The 19,547-nt window shown below is 62.5% G+C and carries 17 protein-coding genes; 12 read left to right on the top strand and 5 right to left on the bottom strand.

Annotation, left to right across the window (positions count from 1 at the left end; genetic code table 11):
- Positions 1–43: 43 nt before the first annotated feature.
- Positions 44–928, bottom strand: a complete 885-nt coding sequence (gene copD / locus ACWFUC_RS17875) for a copper homeostasis membrane protein CopD (protein ID WP_489622878.1) — start codon at positions 926–928, stop codon at positions 44–46.
- Positions 925–1,290, bottom strand: coding sequence for a copper homeostasis periplasmic binding protein CopC (gene copC, locus ACWFUC_RS17880; protein WP_121045680.1), 366 nt, complete (start codon positions 1,288–1,290; stop codon positions 925–927). The genes copD and copC overlap by 4 nt, the downstream gene beginning before the upstream one ends.
- A gap of 322 nt (positions 1,291–1,612) precedes the next feature.
- Here copC and ACWFUC_RS17885 point away from each other — a divergent pair, with 322 nt between their 5' ends.
- The 8 genes from ACWFUC_RS17885 to ACWFUC_RS17920 all read left to right on the top strand — a co-directional run bounded on the left by ACWFUC_RS17885 (position 1,613) and on the right by ACWFUC_RS17920 (position 9,825).
- A complete protein-coding gene (locus ACWFUC_RS17885) occupies positions 1,613–1,963 on the top strand; it encodes a DUF2946 family protein (protein ID WP_489625559.1) in 351 nt (116 codons plus the stop codon).
- 129 nt (positions 1,964–2,092) lie between these two features.
- Entirely contained in the window at positions 2,093–4,273 is a 2,181-nt protein-coding gene (locus ACWFUC_RS17890) for a TonB-dependent receptor (protein ID WP_489622879.1), read from the top strand.
- Positions 4,274–4,278: 5 nt separating this feature from the next.
- A complete protein-coding gene (locus ACWFUC_RS17895) occupies positions 4,279–5,238 on the top strand; it encodes a PepSY domain-containing protein (protein ID WP_489625560.1) in 960 nt (319 codons plus the stop codon).
- A 150-nt stretch (positions 5,239–5,388) separates the two neighbouring features.
- Positions 5,389–5,772 carry a hypothetical protein gene (locus tag ACWFUC_RS17900; RefSeq protein ID WP_489622880.1) on the top strand — a complete coding sequence of 128 codons (384 nt, stop codon included), beginning with the start codon at positions 5,389–5,391 and terminating at the stop codon, positions 5,770–5,772.
- Positions 5,773–5,973: 201 nt separating this feature from the next.
- Positions 5,974–6,960, top strand: a complete 987-nt coding sequence (gene speB, locus ACWFUC_RS17905) for an agmatinase (RefSeq protein ID WP_489622881.1) — start codon at positions 5,974–5,976, stop codon at positions 6,958–6,960.
- 99 nt (positions 6,961–7,059) lie between these two features.
- Positions 7,060–8,070, top strand: coding sequence for a taurine ABC transporter substrate-binding protein (gene tauA, locus ACWFUC_RS17910; RefSeq protein ID WP_489622882.1), 1,011 nt, complete (start codon positions 7,060–7,062; stop codon positions 8,068–8,070).
- A 91-nt stretch (positions 8,071–8,161) separates the two neighbouring features.
- Positions 8,162–8,947, top strand: coding sequence for a taurine ABC transporter ATP-binding protein (locus ACWFUC_RS17915; protein WP_489622883.1), 786 nt, complete (start codon positions 8,162–8,164; stop codon positions 8,945–8,947).
- Entirely contained in the window at positions 8,944–9,825 is an 882-nt protein-coding gene (locus ACWFUC_RS17920) for an ABC transporter permease subunit (RefSeq protein ID WP_489622884.1), read from the top strand. The genes ACWFUC_RS17915 and ACWFUC_RS17920 overlap by 4 nt, the downstream gene beginning before the upstream one ends.
- Before the next feature lie 29 nt (positions 9,826–9,854).
- On the opposite strand, the gene ACWFUC_RS17925 is transcribed toward ACWFUC_RS17920, so the two are convergent.
- Positions 9,855–10,700: a hypothetical protein gene (locus ACWFUC_RS17925; protein WP_489622885.1), complete on the bottom strand. Its 846-nt coding sequence runs from the start codon at positions 10,698–10,700 to the stop codon at positions 9,855–9,857.
- Between the two features lie 238 nt (positions 10,701–10,938).
- Between ACWFUC_RS17925 and ACWFUC_RS17930 the strand changes: the two genes are divergently transcribed.
- Together ACWFUC_RS17930 and ACWFUC_RS17935 are read left to right on the top strand one after the other, a co-directional pair.
- Positions 10,939–12,120 carry an acyl-CoA dehydrogenase family protein gene (locus tag ACWFUC_RS17930; RefSeq protein WP_489622886.1) on the top strand — a complete coding sequence of 394 codons (1,182 nt, stop codon included), beginning with the start codon at positions 10,939–10,941 and terminating at the stop codon, positions 12,118–12,120.
- Between the two features lie 102 nt (positions 12,121–12,222).
- On the top strand, positions 12,223–14,877 hold the full coding sequence (locus ACWFUC_RS17935) for an EAL domain-containing protein (protein ID WP_489637249.1): 2,655 nt from the start codon (positions 12,223–12,225) through the stop codon (positions 14,875–14,877).
- A 100-nt stretch (positions 14,878–14,977) separates the two neighbouring features.
- Here the strand turns inward: ACWFUC_RS17935 and ACWFUC_RS17940 are convergent, their stop codons facing one another.
- The gene (locus ACWFUC_RS17940; RefSeq protein ID WP_134222435.1) at positions 14,978–15,277 is read right to left on the bottom strand and encodes a hypothetical protein; all 300 of its coding nucleotides are present in this window, start codon (positions 15,275–15,277) and stop codon (positions 14,978–14,980) included.
- A gap of 260 nt (positions 15,278–15,537) precedes the next feature.
- Between ACWFUC_RS17940 and ACWFUC_RS17945 the strand changes: the two genes are divergently transcribed.
- Together ACWFUC_RS17945 and ACWFUC_RS17950 are read left to right on the top strand one after the other, a co-directional pair.
- Positions 15,538–17,778, top strand: a complete 2,241-nt coding sequence (locus ACWFUC_RS17945; RefSeq protein WP_489622888.1) for a TonB-dependent siderophore receptor — start codon at positions 15,538–15,540, stop codon at positions 17,776–17,778.
- Positions 17,772–19,079, top strand: coding sequence for a PepSY-associated TM helix domain-containing protein (locus ACWFUC_RS17950; protein ID WP_489622889.1), 1,308 nt, complete (start codon positions 17,772–17,774; stop codon positions 19,077–19,079). Before ACWFUC_RS17945 ends, ACWFUC_RS17950 begins: the two co-directional genes overlap by 7 nt.
- Here ACWFUC_RS17950 and ACWFUC_RS17955 read toward each other — a convergent pair.
- Positions 19,012–19,539 carry an RNA polymerase factor sigma-70 gene (locus tag ACWFUC_RS17955; protein ID WP_134222438.1) on the bottom strand — a complete coding sequence of 176 codons (528 nt, stop codon included), beginning with the start codon at positions 19,537–19,539 and terminating at the stop codon, positions 19,012–19,014. The two genes, ACWFUC_RS17950 and ACWFUC_RS17955, sit on opposite strands and share 68 nt — an antisense overlap.
- Positions 19,540–19,547: the final 8 nt, after the last annotated feature.

A 19,547-nucleotide genomic window follows, 5' to 3' on the forward strand; every position in this document is an offset into this window, starting at 1 on the left:
TCAAGACGTCACGCTGCGGCGCTTTGCCGCAGTGGCAGCATTTTCAATTTGGCTGCAACATTCCCAGCCATGCCAGCAACATCAACGCAAACCAGGAGAGCAAAATTTCCGCCAGGGTCAGACGGCGTATCTGTCGCAGGGCATTGCGATGATGACGCATCGACGGTACCAGTACATACCTGTTGAACACGGCAATCGCCATCATTGCGCCAGCCACCAGGATCTTCATGCTCAACAGCGCTTGGTAGCGAAAATGGAAGTCTAACGGCAGTCGTCCAAGAATGAGGATGGTATTGAGCAAGCCTGTCAGGAAAACCAATGCCACCACTGCATGGCCGATATTTGAAAAACGCCGCAAGATTGTACTGACCAGATCCGGATGCGCGCGGCGATATTGGTCTGACAGGATCATCAAGACGACAGGCAACGCGCCTATCCAAGCGCCAACGCTCCAAACGTGGAGAACGTCGTTTGCCTGATGCAGTACTCCCGCCCCTCCCTCATGCATGACGGCATGACCGGTCAGCGCCAGGCTCGTCAGTATGATGCCGCTACCCGCGATGCATGCAAACAGGCCCACGCGATCCGATTGCGTCACGCTGAGCAGGAGCAGGCAAACGGCGACCAGCTGGGTCCACCATGCCGTACCGATTGAGGTCCCGTTGGCTACCGCAGCGAGCATGTCAAGGTGCCAGGCATCAGCCCAGCCATCGCCAAGAATACTGGCTTGCACGGGCAAACTGGCAAGCACGGCAGTCAACAGGAGTCCGAACAAAAGACGTCGCCATACGCCCAGGCGTTGCCATAGCACGCTCCTGAGCGGCTCTGCCACCAGCACAAACAAGGTCAGGCCGGAGCCCCACAAAAACAGTGCCGCACCATCGAGTGACAGCCGGCAAAGCCCCAACAGAAGCGTGGGAGAAATCAAGGCGCTACGGAAAAGCTATAGCTGCCCTCGGTCTTGTGTCCATCCACGGACAAGGCATGCCATTGCACCGTGTAGGTACCCGGTGCCAGTCGTGTGGGGATCCCCACCATGAATGACTTTCCCTCGTCCATGAGCATGGACTCACCCAATTTGACTTCCTTCTGATCGGGGCCTGACAGCCTGACGCCGCTGAATTTCAGATTCAATCCCTCTGAGAAAGTGAGTGTCAGCTCTGCTGGTGAAGCCACTACCGCCTGATCGCCAGGAATGGCCGTCTTCAGGTGGGCGTGCGCCCAGACGAATTGCGCCAGGAAAAGACTGGAAAGGATCACTAGCGACAGGAGGCGCTTAACGTTTTTCATTATCTTCAATTCCACTATGGGATCGGCTGAGGGGATGTACCTACTTTGATCGGACCGGTGATTTGATTCATGGAAGCTGACTGAGCCAGCATCCGGGCGCACATCTTCGCGGGCGACAAGTTTGCCACGACCAAGGCATAGCACATGCGACATATTGTCGCAGACAAGCCGAATGTGCATCTGACGAAAATCTTACAAATCCTTTACAGGCAAGGACTTCCTGTCTTTTTCTCACAGGAAGGCTTGATTTCCGTGAGCGGCCCGATCGGCTCCTTGGGCGTTAGAATCTGCGCCCATGAAAACTCGCCTTCCCCGCATACGCATGATCGCGTGGCTCACCATTGCTGCCCTGCTGGCAATGATGTGGTCGGGAGTGGTGCAAGCACGCATCGGTACCAAGCTTGCCTTACCTTGGAATGACATATGTTCCGTCTCCGATGATCCAGCTCCGACTTCAGGTGGAGCCAATGGCAAAACCGGGAATGTAGCCCATGCAGGGCACTGCATGTTCTGCGCAAAGCAGGATCTTGCCCACGCATTGCCGTCGCGGTTGGACCTGTCACAGCCTCCATTGCGGATATCGCGGGCCGTCGAGCTTGTCCAGGGAGTGCGACGGACAAACATGGCCTGGGCAACTGCCGCCCCACGCGGCCCACCGGGTACACGCTATTGATTGACCCGATGCGGTCACTGTAGCCGGCATCCCCACCCTGATGCCCTCAAGAGGCGTTGAAGATGCTGTGTGCCGCGCGTTACTGGGTCTTTCTCAGTCACTCCACGATACCTTCCCCGAGACACTGACATGACAAAAAAATCCCGACCACGCCCCCTCGCGTATCCTGCCCGTTCGCTGCCAGCCCAGTTGCGCCGCACGATTGCATATGCTCCCTATGCACTGCCCTTGCTCTGCCTCGCCGCTCCTGTCCAGGCCGAGGAATCCGCCAGTGCGCTGCCCGCCATCACGATCAATGCCCAGAGTCCATTGCCGCTGCAAAATCAGGTATCGGTCGGTTCCAATCTGGATCTGACACCATTGCAGACGCCAGCCAGCGTCACCGTCATCAACCGCCAACAACTGGAAGAGCGCGGCGACGCCAGCATCACCGATGCCATCACCCGCGCACCCGGCTACAGCGCCATGGGCCACCCGGGCAACAGCGGCAGCGCGCTGTCGGCACGCGGCTTCACCGATGCCACCTCCGTGATGCGTCTCTATGACGGACTGCGCCAATACGGTGGCGTGGGCGTGAGCTTTCCGTTCGACACCTGGAACATTGACCGTATCGAAGTCCTCAGCGGACCTGCCTCGGTGATCTATGGCGATGGTGCCATCGGCGGCGTGGTCAATGTGATCCCCAAAAAGCCCACACGCGGGAAGATCGAAAACGAAATTGAAACTACCATCGGCACCCACAACACCCGGCGCCTGGGACTGGGCAGCGGCGGCGCCATCAACGAGATGCTTTCCTACCGGGTCGACATCGCGGGAGATCGCTCGGATGGCTGGGTCGATCGCGGCAACACGAACAACCTGAGCCTGTCCGGTGCGCTGCGCCTGGATGTCAATCGCGATCTGTTCGTGCAGCTGAGTTATGCCCAGGGGCATCAGCGTCCGATGGCCTATTTCGGTACGCCCCTGATCAACGGTCAACAAGTCGATGCGCTGCGCGAACGCAACTACAACGTGGCTGACGGCACCATCGACTACAAGGACCGCTGGGCGCAACTGGAAGCCCAGTGGACACCCGACGCCGATACCACGCTGCGCACCCGTCTCTATCAGATCAACAGCAATCGCTACTGGCGCAACGCTGAAAGCTATGTCTACAACAACGCGACCGGACTGGTCGATCGTGGCGATGCCACCGAAATCCGTCATGACCAGTCTCAGACCGGGGTAACTACTGATGCGACTTTCAAGGGACATCTGGCAGGCCTGAAGAATCAGGTCTCGGTCGGCTTTGATATCAACTCGACGTCTTTTACGCACACCAACAACACCTACAGTGGCAGCTTCAGCTCCGTCAATCCCTATAGCTTCGACCCGGGCAGCTATGCCAGCGGCGTGGGGATTCCGGCTTTCCTGCCTCGCTTCCGCGCGCGCGCCTCGCAGTATTCAGTCTTCTCCGAAGACAAGCTGGACCTGACCGAAAAACTGAGTGTGCTGGCCGGTCTGCGCTTCGATCACGCTGATGTCTCCCGCACCGATCTTGCCGGTGGCACGGGTGGCTTCGATCAAGGCTTCTCCAACTTGGGCTGGCGCTTGGGAACGGTCTATGCCATTACCCCTGACCTGAGTGTCTACGGCCAATACTCGAAGGCTGCCGCGCCCGTGAGCAGCATGCTCTTCATGAGCAAGGCCAACAGCAAATTCAAGTTGTCGACCGGACGACAGATTGAGGCGGGTATCAAGCAGGTGTTCTGGGACAAGCGCGGTGAGTGGACGCTGGCGCTCTACGATATCCGCAAGAACGATCTGCTGACCCGCGATCCGGCCAATCCCAGTGTGAGCGTGCAGGTCGGACAGCAGTCCTCGCGAGGGATCGAAGCCAGCCTGTCGCTGGCCCTTGCAGAGCAATGGAGACTGAACGCCAATGCCACCGTGCTGCGCGCACGCTTCGATGACTTCACCGAATCGGTCAGTGGCGCAGCTGTCTCGCGTGACGGCAAGGTACCCACCAATGTCCCCGAGCGTCTGGCCAATGTCTGGCTGAGCTGGAACTTCCTGCCGGCATGGACCGCCAGCGGCGGCCTGCAGTATGTCGGCCAGCGCTATGCCGACAATGCCAATACGATCAGACTGCCCTCCTACACCACCACTGACCTGGCGCTGCAATGGAAGGCCACGCAGGCCACCACAGTCACACTGCGTGCCAACAATGTCTTCGACAAGCGTTATTTCACCACGGCGTATTACACCACCACGCAATGGCTGTATGGTCCCGAGCGTGAAGTTCAGCTGACGCTGAATCATCGCTTTTGAGCTTGATGAAGAAATTGACAGGCAGCCTGCGGCGCTGGACCTATCTCACGCACCGCTGGTGCGGTGTCGCCGGCTGCCTGCTGATGGCATTGTGGTTTGTCAGCGGCATGGTGATGCTGTTCATCGGTTATCCCAAGCTCACCCCTTGGGACCGATTGGCAGCATTGCCAGCGTTGAGTGCCGCACCACAATTGCCCTCGCAGGTCATGGGAGATGGGACGGTCAGCCGACTGGTCCTCAACGCCGCTTCCGGGCAAGCGCGCTATATCGTGCAGCGTGCGGATGGCAGCCTGACCAGCGTAGATGCCTCCAATGGTGTGCCAGCAGACGGCTACGGCAGCGCTGCGGCACTGCATAGCGCCAGGGTGTTCTCAGGCGGTGCCAATGTTCAATACCTGGGCAGCATCGATGAAGACCGCTGGACCCATTCCGGCAGCCTCAACCCGCATCGCCCCCTGCACATGGTGCAGGTCGGCGATGTTGCGCAGACCTTGCTCTACGTTTCCTCCCGGACCGGTGAGGTGGTGATGCAGGCCAGCCGCTCTCAGCGCATGTGGAATTATGTTGGCGCTTGGCTGCACTGGATTTATCCCTTGAAGAACCAGTCGCGCGATCCTGTCTGGAGCTGGACCGTTATTGCGCTCTCGGCCGGCTGCGTTCTGGTTGCCTGCAGCGGCATCGTCGTGGGGCTTTGGCGCTGGCGCTTTGCGCGACCTTACAAATCCGGTTCCCGCTCGCCCTTCGCCCCGGGATGGATGCGCTGGCACCATCTGCTCGGTTTGGGCTTTGCTGCCATTACGCTGACATGGATCTTCAGTGGTCTGATGTCGATGAATCCACTGGGTATTTTTTCACCGACGCAATCGCCGAACCTGGCGCGCTACGACGGGGCCATTGTCTCCCGGCAGCACATGGATCGCACGCCAACGGACATCCTGCAGGCACTGCAGCGGGATGGTTTCTAGGCCGTCGAACTGGAGTGGAAGAATCTTGGCGGCCATTGCTTCGTGCTAGCACGGGATGCCGCAGATGGCACGCGCATCGTCACCACGGATGCACAGGGTCTGCTGGTGCAGCGGCGATGGCCACAGGCCGTACTGCAAGAGGCCGCTGCAATGCTGCTGCCCGCCAAACTCATGCAGGCAGAGCTGCTCGATGGCGGTGATGCCTATTACTACCGCCGTGCGCCGGAAGCCATGATGGGCGGCGCCGAGCGTCGCCTGCCGGTGCTCAGGTTGCGTTTTGATGATGCGGGCAGCACCCTGGCCTATATCGATCCGGCCACCGGACAGGTCGTTTTCAGCGCCGACCGCGCACAACGTCTGGGGCGCTGGCTGTTCAGCTTCCTGCATAGCTGGGACCTGCATTTCATGCTGGCTGCAGTCGGCTGGAGGGAGGCTGTGCTGATCCTGCTCAGTCTTGGGGGACTGGGGCTTTCTCTCAGCGGGATTATCATCGGAGTGCGTCGTGTCGATAGAAAGATGAGAAGTCGCAACTAGAACTCGTTGAAGTCCCAAGGACAGCGATCTTTGGCTTGGCTGGCGGCTGACATTTCGGGTGTCGCAAATTAACTGCTTAAGTCGTTCTCTGCATTAGCAACGACATTTTTCTTCGTTGAAAGCCGGCGCGCCAACGGACAGACTGCCGCCTTTGACCGTGAGCACCTTTGCTCATCGCGCCCCTCCTTGCCGGCTTTTTGCATGAACGACTTCTTCACTCCCATTACCGGCTCGGTGCTACCGCGCTTCGCCGGCATCCCCACGCTGATGCGGCTGCCGCCCCTGACACTGGAGGACCCGCGTCTGGCCGAGCTCGACATCGCACTCGTGGGTGTCCCCTGGGACGGCGGCACCACCAACCGTCCCGGTGCACGGCACGGTCCGCGCCAGGTGCGCGATGCCTCCACCATGGTGCGCAACGTCAACCGTGCCAGCGGCATCAATCCCTTTGCGCTGTGCCACTGTGCCGATCTGGGCGACGCCCCCGTCAATCCCGTGGACCTGATGGATAGCCTGCAACGCATCGAGTCCTTCTTTGCCAAGCTGCATGCCGCCGAGGTGGCCCCGCTGGCCATCGGCGGCGACCATCTGGCCAGTCTTCCCATCCTGCGCGCACTGGGCAAGGAGGGACCGGTGGGGATGATTCATATCGATGCCCATACCGATACCTGGGACACCTACTTCGGCGGCCACAAATACTCCCATGGCACAGGCTTCCGGCGGGCTATTGAAGAAGGCGTGCTCGATGCGCGCCGTACGGTGCAGATCGGCATTCGCGGTGCGCTCTACCACGATGCCGAAGATACCTGGGGCCAGCAGCAAGGCATCCGGGTCATCGATATCGACGAGTTCCATCAGCTCGGACTCGACGCCGTCATCGCCGAAGCACGGCGTGTGGTGGGTGATGGCCCCACCTACATCAGCTTCGACATCGATGGCCTGGATCCCGTCTACGCGCCTGGCACCGGCACCCCTGAAATCGGCGGCTTGACAACGCTGGAAGCCCAGCGCCTGCTGCGCGGCCTGCAGGGCTTGCATCTGGTCGGCGGCGACGTCGTGGAGGTGTCGCCGCCCTTCGACCCCAGCGGCAATACCGCACTGGTGGCCGCCACGCTCGCCTTCGAAATCCTGTGCGTGCTGGCGCACAGCGTGCAAGCTCGCAAAGAGTCATCCGCGAAATCCGCATAAGGAACCGCGAAAACGGTCGTTGTGCAAGCCATGCGCGCTTTGCATACTCATCAACGACGCAAGCTTGCGCGCCCATTAAACCAAGAACAGGAACAGACCATGCACATCACAAGAAGAGTATTCAACACCGCCATCGCCGCCCTGCTGCTGACCGGAGCCACAGCCGCAGGTGCAGCCGACAAGCCCATCGTCGTCGGCTACCAGAGCGATGCCCTGCCCTCGTCGCTGGCCATCGCCAACGGCGAATTCGAAAAGGCCACCGGCAAGAAGATCGACTTCCGCAAGTTCAATTCCGGTGCCGACGTGATCGCGGCCATCGCCGGTGGTGATGTGCAGGTGGGCTATGTGGGCTCGAGCCCGTTGGCTGCAGCGGCTTCGCGCGGACTCGACGTCAAGGCCTTTTACCTGGCCTCCATCTCCGGGACCGATGAGGCCTTGGTGGTGCGCAATGGTTCGGACATCAACAGCGTTGCCGACCTGAAGGGCAAGAAGCTGGCGGCCGCGCCCGTCTCCACCGACCATTACCAGCTGCTGGCGCTCATCAAGAGCCAGGGCTGGACAGAGAAGGATGTGAAGGTCTTTGCCATTCCCCAACCTGAAATCGTGGCCGCCTACAATCGTGGCGACATCGACGGCGGTTTCGTCTGGGACCCGGCTCTGACCGAACTGAAGAAAAACGGCAAAGTCCTGGTGACCTCCAAGGATGTGGCCGACAAGGGCGCGCCGACCTTCTCGGCGTGGATTGCCACCGGCTCGTTTGCCAAGGAACAGCCTGAATTCCTGAAGACCTTCAGCGCCGTTATCGACAAGGCCAGCCTGTCCTTCCAGAACGACAAGGCTGCCTGGAACAAGGATAGCGAGAACGCACGCCTGCTGGCCAAGCTGCTCGGCGGCACCCCGGCCGACCAGGCTTCGGGCCTGCAGAACCTGAACCTGGTACCGGTCAGCGCCCAAGCCTCGCCGGCCTGGCTGGGTGGCGGTGAAAACTCGGGCCTGGCCAAGATCCTCAAGGAAACCGCCGTGTTCCTGAAGGAACAGAAGAAGATCTCGGACGTGCTGCCCAGCTATGCCGCCTTCGTCACCCCAACGGCGGTGACTGGCCTGAGGTAAGCCTCCCCGTCGATACCGTCTGCAAGCCCGCCGTGCCGATAGCCACCCTGTCGCACGGCGCTTGCGTTTGAACGGTTTGGAAAGAACACACATGTTGAAAGTAGAAAACGCCAGCGTCTTCTTTGCCGGCCGGGACAAACAGGTGGTCCATGCGCTGGACCGGGTCTCGCTGGAGATTCCCGAACGCGGCTTCGTAGTCGCGCTGGGCACCTCGGGCTGTGGCAAGTCGACCTTGCTCAATGCCATGGCAGGATTCCTGCCGCTCTCCGAAGGCAGCATCACCCTCGACGGTAGACCGGTCTTCCGACCTGGTGCCGAGCGTGGCGTAGTGTTCCAGAAGGACAGCCTGCTGCCCTGGAAATCGGTGCAGGACAACGTTGCCCTCGGTCTGAAGTTTGCCGGCGTGCCGCGCAATGAAAGCCGCGACCATGCGCAGGAGTTGTTGCGCCTGGTAGGACTGCAGGATTTTGCCAAGGCTGCCCCCTACGAACTCTCGGGCGGCATGCGCCAGCGCGTGGGCCTGGCCCGCGCTTTGGCTCCGGATCCCAAGATCCTGCTCATGGATGAGCCCTTCGGTGCGCTCGACAGCATGACCCGCGAACAGATGCAGGAGCTGCTGGTGTCGGTCTGGGCGCGCACGGGCAAGCAGGTTTTCTTCATCACGCACTCCATCGAGGAAGCGCTTTTCCTGGGCACCGAGGTGATCGTGATGTCACCGCGCCCGGGCCGCATCGTGGCGCGTTTCGAGACCAATTTCGTGCGCCGTTTTGCCGCCGAAGGCGATGCCCGGGCCATCAAGACCGAACCTGCCTTTGCGCAATTGCGTGAAGAGATTCGCGCCATCGTCCACCAGTCCGAAGACCTCGTCACATCATGAGCGACCAAGTCCAACCCCTCCCCTTGCTCGATTCCCTGCGCGCAGGGACATCGGCTCCCCCCACGGCCAGTGCGCCGCCGCGCCTGGTCAAGATGCGCAGCTTCGGCATCGGCGAAGGCTCTACGGTGCGCATCAGCGTGGCCGCCGGCATCGCCATCCTGGCGCTGTGGTGGCTCATCGCGCAGACCGGCTGGGTGCCGCACCTGTTCCTGCCTACCCCTTCCGAGGTCATCAATGTGGCCCGGAGCATCTGGGAAGACGGCTACGCCAATGCCACCCTGACCGAACACGTGGGCGCAAGCCTGCTGCGCATCCTGACCGCCGGCGTCATTGCGGTTTCGCTGGGTATTCCGGTGGGCCTGCTGATGGGGCTCAATCGCTGGGTCAAGGGTGTGCTCGATACCCCGATTGAATTCTATTGGCCCCTGCCGCCGCTGGCTTACCTGCCCTTGATGATCATCTGGCTGGGCATCGGTGAGGCCTCCAAGATCACCCTGCTGACCCTGGCCATGTTTGCACCCGTGGTGCTGTCGGCGCAGGCGGGCGTACGCTCGCTGCCGCTGGAGCGGGTCAATGCGGCGCTCTCGCTGGGCGCGACGCGCTGGCAACTGCTGGTCGAGATCGTCCTGCCCTCGGCCCTGCCGGAAATCCTGACCGGCATCCGCATTGCGCTGGGCGTGGGCTGGAGCACCCTGGTGGCAGCCGAACTGATTGCAGCCAATCGCGGTATCGGCTACATGATCATGTCGGCCTCCCACTTCCTGGCAACCGATGCGGTCTTTGTCGGCATCGCCTTGATTGCCACCTGCGCCTTCGGCTTCAGCTATGGGATGCGCCTGCTGGAACGCGCGCTGGTTCCCTGGAAGGGCAAGAGCTGAGGCCTGCAAAATACGTCATGTACGCGCATTCAAGGAGCGATGGCCGGCACCGGCGGATCTTGATACGCCCGATCAATGCGCGCGCCCTTGCGCTGCCACTCCGTTTCCTTCTGCTGCCGATCTGCCAGCTCCAGCGCGAGCGCTTCCGGAAGACGCGTCTTCCATTCGCGTCTGTTCTGAGGGCCTACGTAGGCGCGCATCTCCTCATTCTCGGCCACCAGGTCATAGGTTAGGAAATACGCACCCGGCTGGTGAATGTCCGTGCGGTTTTGATCCCGGGTCAGGTTGATTCTGAAGTACGCATGATCGGCGTAGAAACACCAGCTGCTGCCAGCACCCAGCTTCATCCACTCTTCCAGATCAGGGACATAGTCCGGATCCAGGCAGCCCACCAGCGCCGCCTGAACGTAGCGCAGCGTGTCCTTTCCCTTGAGACGGGGAGCACCCCGCGAGATCGCATTGCGCCATCCGGCATCGCGAATGGATTGAATCAACCGGAAGAAAGCTTGCCGCGCTTCGTCGTGGCCCATCAGTTCGGGCGCCGTCAGACCGGCATAAATGTGCCATTCGGAGATGTTCTCCTCCGGATATCCGGTATCGTCAGTTCCGCTGATGCCGAGAACATACGGGATGGTCACCGCGTGGTCCGGCTGACCGATGACGATGCTCGCCAGGGCGTCCCGTGGCCAATCCATGCTGTAGAAATTCAGCCCTGCAGGGTGTCTGGCGACTTCAAGCTGCTTCGGATATTTTTCCATGAGCTCATCAGCGGCTTGATTCACCCGGATGGCAATGCCCTCTCTCACGAAACCGTCTCTGGCATCGCGCTCGCTGCAAATGAGCCACAGGCCCGCCGACAACAAGAGCAACAGCATTGGCAACAGCAATTTCCATGACCGAAGACGCATGCCCCATTCAACCCGAGTTCCGCAAAAGCCCTGATCTTAAAGCTTCAATGGCCAGGCTGCCAGCCCGGCACCAGGACGGCTATGCACCCAGCGCGCAAGCTAAGAAGAATTTCGCAGTTTGGTCCGGCGCTGCATGACCCTATGATGCCCTCATCCTTGCCATCCGCTGCAAGGCCGATTCCCGGACCTCTTCAGACACGACCTCATGAGCACAATCTCTCCCGACCTCCTGCAACGCATCGCCGACGGCGCTGCCCAGCGCGACGCCCAGCGCGAACAACCCTTTGACGTCATCGCCGAGGTCAAGGCCACCGGTTTCGGTGCCGGCCGCCTCGACGCCGACTACGGCGGTGGCGGCGCGAGCTTCGTCGAGACCCTCGATACGGCCATCCAGCTGGGTGCGGCCGATCCCAACGTCGCCCACATCTGGCGCAATCACCACGTCGCCCTCGAACGCCTGCTCAATGCACCTCTGCAGCATGCGGGCGTGCAGCGCCTGCGCGAGCGCGTGCGGGCCGGAGATCTGGTCGGCGCTTCCCACACCGAACTGGGCCAGCCCCAGATCGGCGGCAATGCGCCGCTGGCCACGCGCCTGGTGCGCCAGGGCGATCACTACGTACTCAACGGCCAGAAGTTCTACTCCACCGGTTCGCTCTTCGCCGACTGGCTGCACGTGACCGTGTCAGTCGAGGATGGCCGCCGCGCCGTCGTACTGCTGCCGCGCCAGCGTGAAGGCGTACAGACTGTCGACGACTGGTTCGGCATGGGCCAGCGCCTCACCGGCAGTGGTACGACCGTCTTCGAAAACGTGGTGGTGGCCGCCGATGAAGTGGTCCTGCCGGATCAGGTACCGGCGCGCCAGGCCGTCTTCGGCTCGACCATCGCCCAGCTCTTCCTGACCTCGGTGATCGCCGGGGTGGTCAGCGCCGTTGCCCGTGACGGCGCCGCCCTGCTGGGCAAGCGCAATCGCAATTACTACTACGCCCCTACGCCCTCGGCTGCACAGGATCCCATCCTCCTGACCGCCCTGGGCGAACGCGATGCCGATGCCTTCGCCACCCGCGCCGTGGTGCTGGCCGCGGCCGCTGAAGCCGACCGCGCCTACGCCGCCCTGAAGGCCAATGCGTCTGATGCCGATGATCGCCTGCAAGATGCGGCCGCTGCCGCCGCCCGCGCCAAGATCACGGTGGACCGCATCGCCCATCACGCCGCCACGGCGCTGTTCGATATCGCCGGGGCCTCAGCCACGCTCGCCCAGTTCAACCTGGATCGCCACTGGCGCAATATCCGTACCATCTCCACCCACAACCCGACCTCGCACAAGGCCTATGCGCTGGGCAACCTGAGCGTGAACCAGGTCCGGCTGCCCACGCAAGGTTTCTTCTGAGCCTGACCCTGCCCGTAATACCCTGCGCCCGCCAGGGTTTTCATTTGGTTAGTTGTCCTATAAAGTAGACAAAAAACCAAATCAGGGACAGGCGCGGGCAGCATGAATCAACCAGCACCCACTCTGGCTGCAACAGGGGAGAAACCGGCCAGCGGTCGTCAAGGCAAGCCGGCCAGCGGCAACGCGTGGCGGCTTCCCCGTTCGTGGCAATGCCTGCTGAAACGGCTCGCACTGCTGGGCCTGTTGGCCGCTGGCAGCGTCTGCATGACTGCGCACGCCCAGCCGCCAGGCGCATCTGCCAAGCTGTTGACGGTCGGCGTCTATCAGAATCCCCCCAAGATCTTCTTCGACGGCGAAGGGACGGCCAGCGGCCTGCACATCGACCTGATCCGGCTCATTGCCGAGCGCGAGCACTGGCAATTGCGCTTCGCCCCCTGTGAGTGGCAGGCCTGCCTGAAGCAGCTTGAGGAGGGCCGGATCGACCTGCTGCCCGACGTGGCCTGGACCGAGCAGCGCGACAAGGTCTTCCAGTTCCCTTCCGTACCGGCGCTCTACAGCTGGTCCATCCTTTATCGCAGCCGCTCGGTGGCGATCAATTCCGTCTTCGATCTCAAGGACAAGCGGATCGGCCTGCTCGAAAACTCGGTGCAGGCCAGTTATTTCCGCAACCTGATCGACAACTCCGGCATCAAGGTCCACCTGGTCATGCTGCACAACGTCGAGAGCGGTTTCCGGATGGCGGCTGCGGGCGAGCTCGATGGCATCGTTGCCAGCCAGCAAGCGGGCGACATGCTGGCCGATCGTTATCATCTGACCGATACCAGCATCGTGTTCCAGCCGGTCAAGCTGTTCTTCGTCAGTGGCAAGCAAGAGGACCCGGAAGTGCTGGCCGCGATCGACCGCGCGCTCAGCCAATGGCAGGCCGATCCTGATTCCATGTATTTCCAGATCCTGCGCAAGTGGGGGCGCGGCAATACCAGCCTGCCCGCCCATGTCTGGTGGCTGCTGTGCGGCGCGCTGGCCTTGCTGCTGTGTGCCCTGCTGATTGCCGCCTACCTGCGGCGCGAAGTGGCACGCCGTACGGCACGGCTGCAGCTGAGCGAGACCTCGCTGCGCATCGCGGCGGCGGCCTTTCATTCGTCCGAGGCGATCTGGGTGCTCGACGCCGGGCGCAACGTGCTCGATGCCAATGCCGCCTTCATCGCCCTGACCGGTTACCAGCTGCACGAGCTGCCTGCGGAGGGGATGCCGCCCTGCCAGCGCGAGCAAGACCAGGAGGATTTTCGTGCCCGGCTATGGACGCTGGTCCAGCGCAACGGCAAATGGCAGGGAGAGGTGCGGGTCTGGCGCAAGAACGGCGAAACCTTCTGCGCCATGCTGACCCTGACCGCCGTGGCCGATCCGGCCGGACACATCACGCACTACGTGGGCACCCAGATCGACATCAGCGACCAGAAGCGCCTGCAGGACGAAACCCGGCAACTGGCCTTCTATGATCCGCTCACCGGCCTGCCCAACCGCCGCCTGCTGCTCGACCAGATCGCCGCCGCCAGCTATCTCGGCCAGCCCTCAGCGCTGTTCTTCATCGACATCGACAATTTCAAGGATCTCAACGATGCCCTCGGGCATTCCATCGGCGACCGGCTGCTCTGCCGGATCGCCACACGCCTGCAGGAACTGGCTGGCGGGGCCCTGGTCGCCCGCCTGGGCGGTGATGAATTCGTGATCCTGCAGCAGCAGCCCCTGGCCTCGCCAGCCCTCATCGAAGAGAGCGCCTGCGGATTCGCACAGCGCATCGTGGCGGCCATGGAGCAGCGCTTCGACCTGGACGGACTCAGTCATTTCGCGACCTGCTCGGTCGGCATCGCCCTCATGCACGGACAAGGCGCCAGCGTCGAAGACCTGTTGCGCCAGGGCGACCTGGCGATGTATGCGGCCAAGCAGAAGGGGCGCAATACCAGCTGCCTGTTTGACCAGGCGATGGAACATGCGCTGCATTTCCGCACCGGTCTGGAAAGCGACCTGCGGCGCGCCATCGGCAGCAGCGAATTCCTGCTGCACTATCAGCCGCAGCGCGACCAGGCCGGCAACCTGATCGGGGTGGAAGCGCTGGCGCGCTGGAACAGTCCTTTCCGTGGCAGCGTCTCGCCGGCCATCTTCATTCCGGTGGCCGAAGCCTCGGGATTGATCCTGCCGCTGGGCCTCTGGGTGTTCCAGCAGGCCTGCCGGCAGTCGGTGCGCTGGAACCGCGAAGGCCGGCGGGTGCCGGTGGTCATCGCCGTCAACGTCAGTGCTGTCCAGGTCCGCCAGCCGGACTTCGTGAAGTCCATTCTGGAGACTCTGCAAGCGACCGGAGCCGATCCCTGCCACCTCAAGCTGGAGCTGACCGAATCGGCCATGGTCGAGGATGTGCAGGCCACCATCGAAAAGATGATGGAACTCAAGCAGCACGGCCTGGCCCTGTCACTGGACGATTTCGGGACGGGATATTCGTCGTTGTCGCTGCTCAAGCGGCTGCCAATCGACCAGCTCAAGATCGATCAGTCCTTCGTGCGGGAATTGCTGTTTGCGCCCAGCGACGTGGCCATCGCCAAGAGCATCATCACCCTGGCTGATGCGCTGGGGCTGGAAGTCATTGCCGAGGGCGTGGAAACCCGCGAGCAGCAGCAGTTCCTGGCGGCGCTGGGGTGTACGCGCTATCAGGGCTACCTGTTCGGCAGGCCGGTGCCTGCGGAACAGTTTGATGACGTGATGTGAGGCATGGGTTGTCGGCTCGAATGAACGCTTGAATGAACGCCCGAATTCATGCGCGAATTCATGCGTGATTTCACCCCTGAATTCGCGCGTGTTGCCTCATTCAATGAGTGGCGCGACGCTCCGCCATGGTCAGGTATTCCGCATGCAGGTGCGCCGCTTCCAGCACCTTGCGGCATTTGGCGCGCTCTGCCGGCAAGGCCGCCAGTTCATGCTGCAGCAACTGTTCGATGATTTCGGCGGCCTCCATCGGTTCGGTTCCCGCCGTCTGCATGGCCAGCAGGCAGTTGCGAACCGTGGAGCGCACCAGCTCGCCGATCGGTTCATCCTGTTCCGACATCTCACACAGCCGCACGATGATGCCCAGATGACGCCGCGCGATGCTCATGGCATTGGTACACATGTCTCCCTCCTTGTTATGCAAACCAAGATAGGACGTGGCGATCCACACTGCCATCAGGCGTTTCCTGATTTCAACATCGACAAGCAGCGCGCATTCCCAGGCGATGAAAAGCCGGCCTTGCCCAATCTGCTGCCGTGATTTTTTGCATCGCGCTGCCGCCACCCTAAACAAGAACACGTCTCATTCGTCAACCAGAGAGCGGGCCCTTCGGCTCGCGCCAGCATCGCTGGCGATCCCTCATTGCGACCACGCTCCTGACCATGACGACAAGAAAAACCTGCCGCACTTCCCCGCACGCCCGCGCTCTCCTGCCCTCTCCCGTGGCCCGTCCGCGCCTGATGGTGCAGGCGCTGCGCCTGGCCTTGCTGGGCCTGCCCGCCGCCGCCCCCGCCTGGGCGCAGACCACCACCGATGCCTCGCTGCCCCAGGTCACCGTCACCGCCGGCCAGGAAGAACAGGCTACCGGCCCGGTCCACGGCTTCGTCGCCAAGCGCAGCGCCACCGCGACCAAGACTGATACCCCCATCACCGAAACTCCGCAATCGATCTCGGTCGTCACGGCGGACCAGATCGCCACCCAGCAGGCGCGTTCCGTTTCGGAGGCCCTGGGCTACAGCAGCGGCATCCAGGTCTCCAATGGCGCCTTCGCCATTTCCGAAACGGCTTCGCTGCTGCGCGGCTTCCCCATCAACAATGGCGGCTCGCTCTACCGCGACGGCACCCTCACCGCCTCCAACGCCAGCTACAGCCGCTATGCGCCCGAACCCTACGGACTGGAACGCATCGAGCTGCTGCATGGACCGGCTTCGGTGATGTTCGGACAGAACGCGCCGGGCGGCCTGATCAACGTGGTCTCCAAGAAACCGACCACCACCACCCTGCGTGAGCTGCAGCTGCAGGCCGGCAGTTTTGATCGCAAGCAGGTAGCCGGCGACTTCGGTGGCGCGCTCGATGAAGGCGGGGTCTGGTCCTATCGCATCACCGGGCTGGCGCGTGACGCCGGGACCCAGGTCGATGGCACCGTCGATCGCCGCCTGTTCCTGGCACCGGCCATCACCTGGCGTCCGTCCGACCGCACCGAATGGACCGGGCGCTTCGAATACCAGCGCAGCGAAGGCCTGTCCAACAACGTCTTCCCCGCCAGCGGCACGGTCACGGCCAATCCCAACGGGCAGATCCCGACCAGCACGGCTGTGGGCCGCAGCGCCGACAACAGTGAGCGCTACGAGAACTGGTCGCTCAGCTCGCAGTTCTCGCATCAGTTCAACGAGGTGTGGAGCTTCCGCCAGAACCTGCGCTATACGGATTACAACGGCACCCGCAACAGCATGCGCTTCGCCGCCTTCTATCCGGCCACGCAGTCGGCGACCGCCGCCCTGCAGCGCTGGCGACTGAGTACCGAGTCCGATACCTTCACCGCCGACAACCAGCTGCAGGCCGACTTCAGCACCGGTGCCGTGCAGCACAAGGTGTTGATGGGGGTGGACTTCCATCACACCGCAGGCACGGTACGCGGTTATGTCAGTCCCAATACGCTGGCCGGTTATGTGCTCTCCAATCTTTACACGACCAGCTACGGCAATCTGCCCGCCGTATCCGAGAACTACAATCTGCGCACCGTGGATGACCAACTGGGCTTCTATCTGCAGGACCAGCTCAAGATCGCCGAACGCTGGTTTGTCTCCGCCGGCATCCGCCACGACCGCTCGCAACAGACCGTCAGCAATGCCATCGCGCGCACCCGGACCGAGCGCAGCGACCGCGCCAACACGCGCAACCTGGGGCTGGTGCATGAACTGGCCAATGGCGTCTCACCCTACCTGAGCTACACCGAATCCTTCACGCCCACCACCGGCACCAGTTTCGGCGGCGACATGCTCAAGCCTGAACGCGCCAAGCAATATGAAGCCGGCGTGAAATACGCACCCGTCAATACCAATGCGCTCTTCACGCTGGCGGTATTCGACCTGCGACGCCAGAACGTGGCGACCACCGACCTGGCCCATGCCGGCTACTCGGTGCAGACCGGTGCGGCCCGCTCCAAGGGCGTGGAGCTGGAAGGCAAGCTGTCCCTCACCGAGGGCCTGAGCCTGACCTCCAGCTACAGCTATACCAACGCCAAGGTCACCAGCAACAACGCCACCAGCAGCAGCACCAACACCGAGGGCAAGTCCTTGCCCGGCGCGGCCAGACACAATGCAGGCGTACTGGCGGACTATGCCTTCCAGCGCGGTGCGCTGGCCGGTGCGCATGTGTCGGCAGGCGTGCGCTACATCGGGCGTTCCTACGGCAATGCGCTCAACACCTTCGAGGTGCCTTCGGTCACGCTGCTGGACTTCGGCGCGCGCCTGGACCTGGGCCGCATCAATGCGGACTGGCGCAACTTCGAGCTGGCCTTCAAGCTCAACAACGTGACTGATCGCGTCTACGCCTTCTGCTCGGAACTCTGCGAGTATGGCGCGCGCCGCACCGGCCTCGTGCAGCTGACCACGCGATGGTAAGCACGCTGTCCGCCTGGCTGTGTCGCCGTGCGCCACGCCGCCACCACCTGGCCCTGCTGCATCGCTGGACCGGGCTGGCCATCGCCTTCTTCCTGCTGGTGGCCTGCCTCACCGGCAGCCTCCTGAGTTTCGAAGAGGAGCTCGATACCTGGCTGGCACCCGAGCTGCACCTGGCGCAGCCGGGGCCGGGCCAGCCGGCCACTGCGATGCTCGATCCTTACCAGTTGCGCGCACGGGTGGAACGGGCGCTGGGACCGCTGGCACAGGTGAACCAGTTGATCCTGCATCCGCAACCGGGGCGCACGGTGCGCTTCATCGCGGAACCGGCGCTGGATCCGGCCAGCGGCAAGCCCTATCGGCTCAGCTATGACGAGGTCTTCGCCAATCCCTACGATGGCACAGTCCAAGGCGTGCGGGACCTCAACGCGATCAGCCTGCGGCCCGCGCAACTGATGCCCTTCCTGTTCAAGGTGCATCATTCGATGGCCCTGCCGCGCGTGCCGGGCGCACTGTTGATGGGCATCGTGGCGCTGCTGTGGACCCTCGACTGCTTCGTCGGCATGATCCTCACCTGGCCGCGCGCGCGGCCCTTCCTGGTGAAATGGAAACCGGCTTGGCTCATCAAGTGGCAGGCCGGTTTTTATCGCGTCAATCTGGATCTGCATCGTGCCTGCGGACTATGGTTGTGGGTGATGCTGCTGCTCATTGCCTGGTCCAGCGTGATGTTCAACCTGCGCGACCAGATCTATCTGCCGGTGATGTCGCAGATCCTGCCCTTCGATACCAGCTGGCGCGGCAGTGCGCCACTGCCCAAGCCGCTGGCGCAGCCGCCACTGGAGTGGCCGCAGGCCCATGCCATGGCACGGGCGGCCATGGCGCGCTTCGCGCAGGAACGTGGCCTGACCATCGACTTCGAAGAAAAACTGAGTATGGATCGTCGCAGGGGCTTGTATGCATACATGGTCCACAGCAATGCAGACATCCGCAGCGATACCGGCAATACCGGCTTGCTGATCGACCCCGCCACCGGCGATATACGCGGCCACTGGCTGCCGCAGGGCGACCGCAGCGGCAATACCTTCAGCAACTGGATCGGCGCACTGCACATGGGCCAGGTGTTCGGCCTGCCATGGCGTATCTTCCTGGCCGTGCTGGGCGTGCTGGTGAGCGTGCTCACCGTGACCGGCATCGTCATCTGGTGGAAGAAACGCGCGGCGCGCGCTCCACGTCCGGTCAGGGCGGCGGTGTCAGGGCGAGGCACTGGCGGCAGCTTGCCTGGGCATCGCGGATCAGGAAGTTGACCAGCGTGACCGAGATGCCCAGTTCGGCTGCGATCTCGCGCTGGCTCAGTCCGGTCAGGCGATACAGTTCGAAGGCCCGCCGGGTACGGGCAGGCAAGCCGTCCAGCGCCTGGCTCACCAGTGCCAGGGTCTGGCGGCCAATGGCGATGGCCTCGGGACCCTGCGCTTCTTCGTGGATGTCTTCGCCGGCTTCTTCCTCGGCAAAGACATCGCTCTCAAAGCGGCAGCGGCGATGACGATCAATGGCCAGGTTGCGCACGATGCGCATCAGGTAGGCCTGGGGCTGGCGGATGGCGCAGCTTTCCTGTTCCTGCACTTCGCCGATCTTGAGGTAGGCATCCTGCACGACATCATCGGCACGATGCGGACATCCCAGGATGCGCTGGGCGGCCTCGCGCAGTCGCTGGCGCTGGCCGATGAAGTGCTGTTGCAGGCCGGTGGGTGCGGTGGCGTGATGCATGCGTCCGG

It is taken from the genome of Herbaspirillum sp. Her4, from assembly GCF_057961335.1.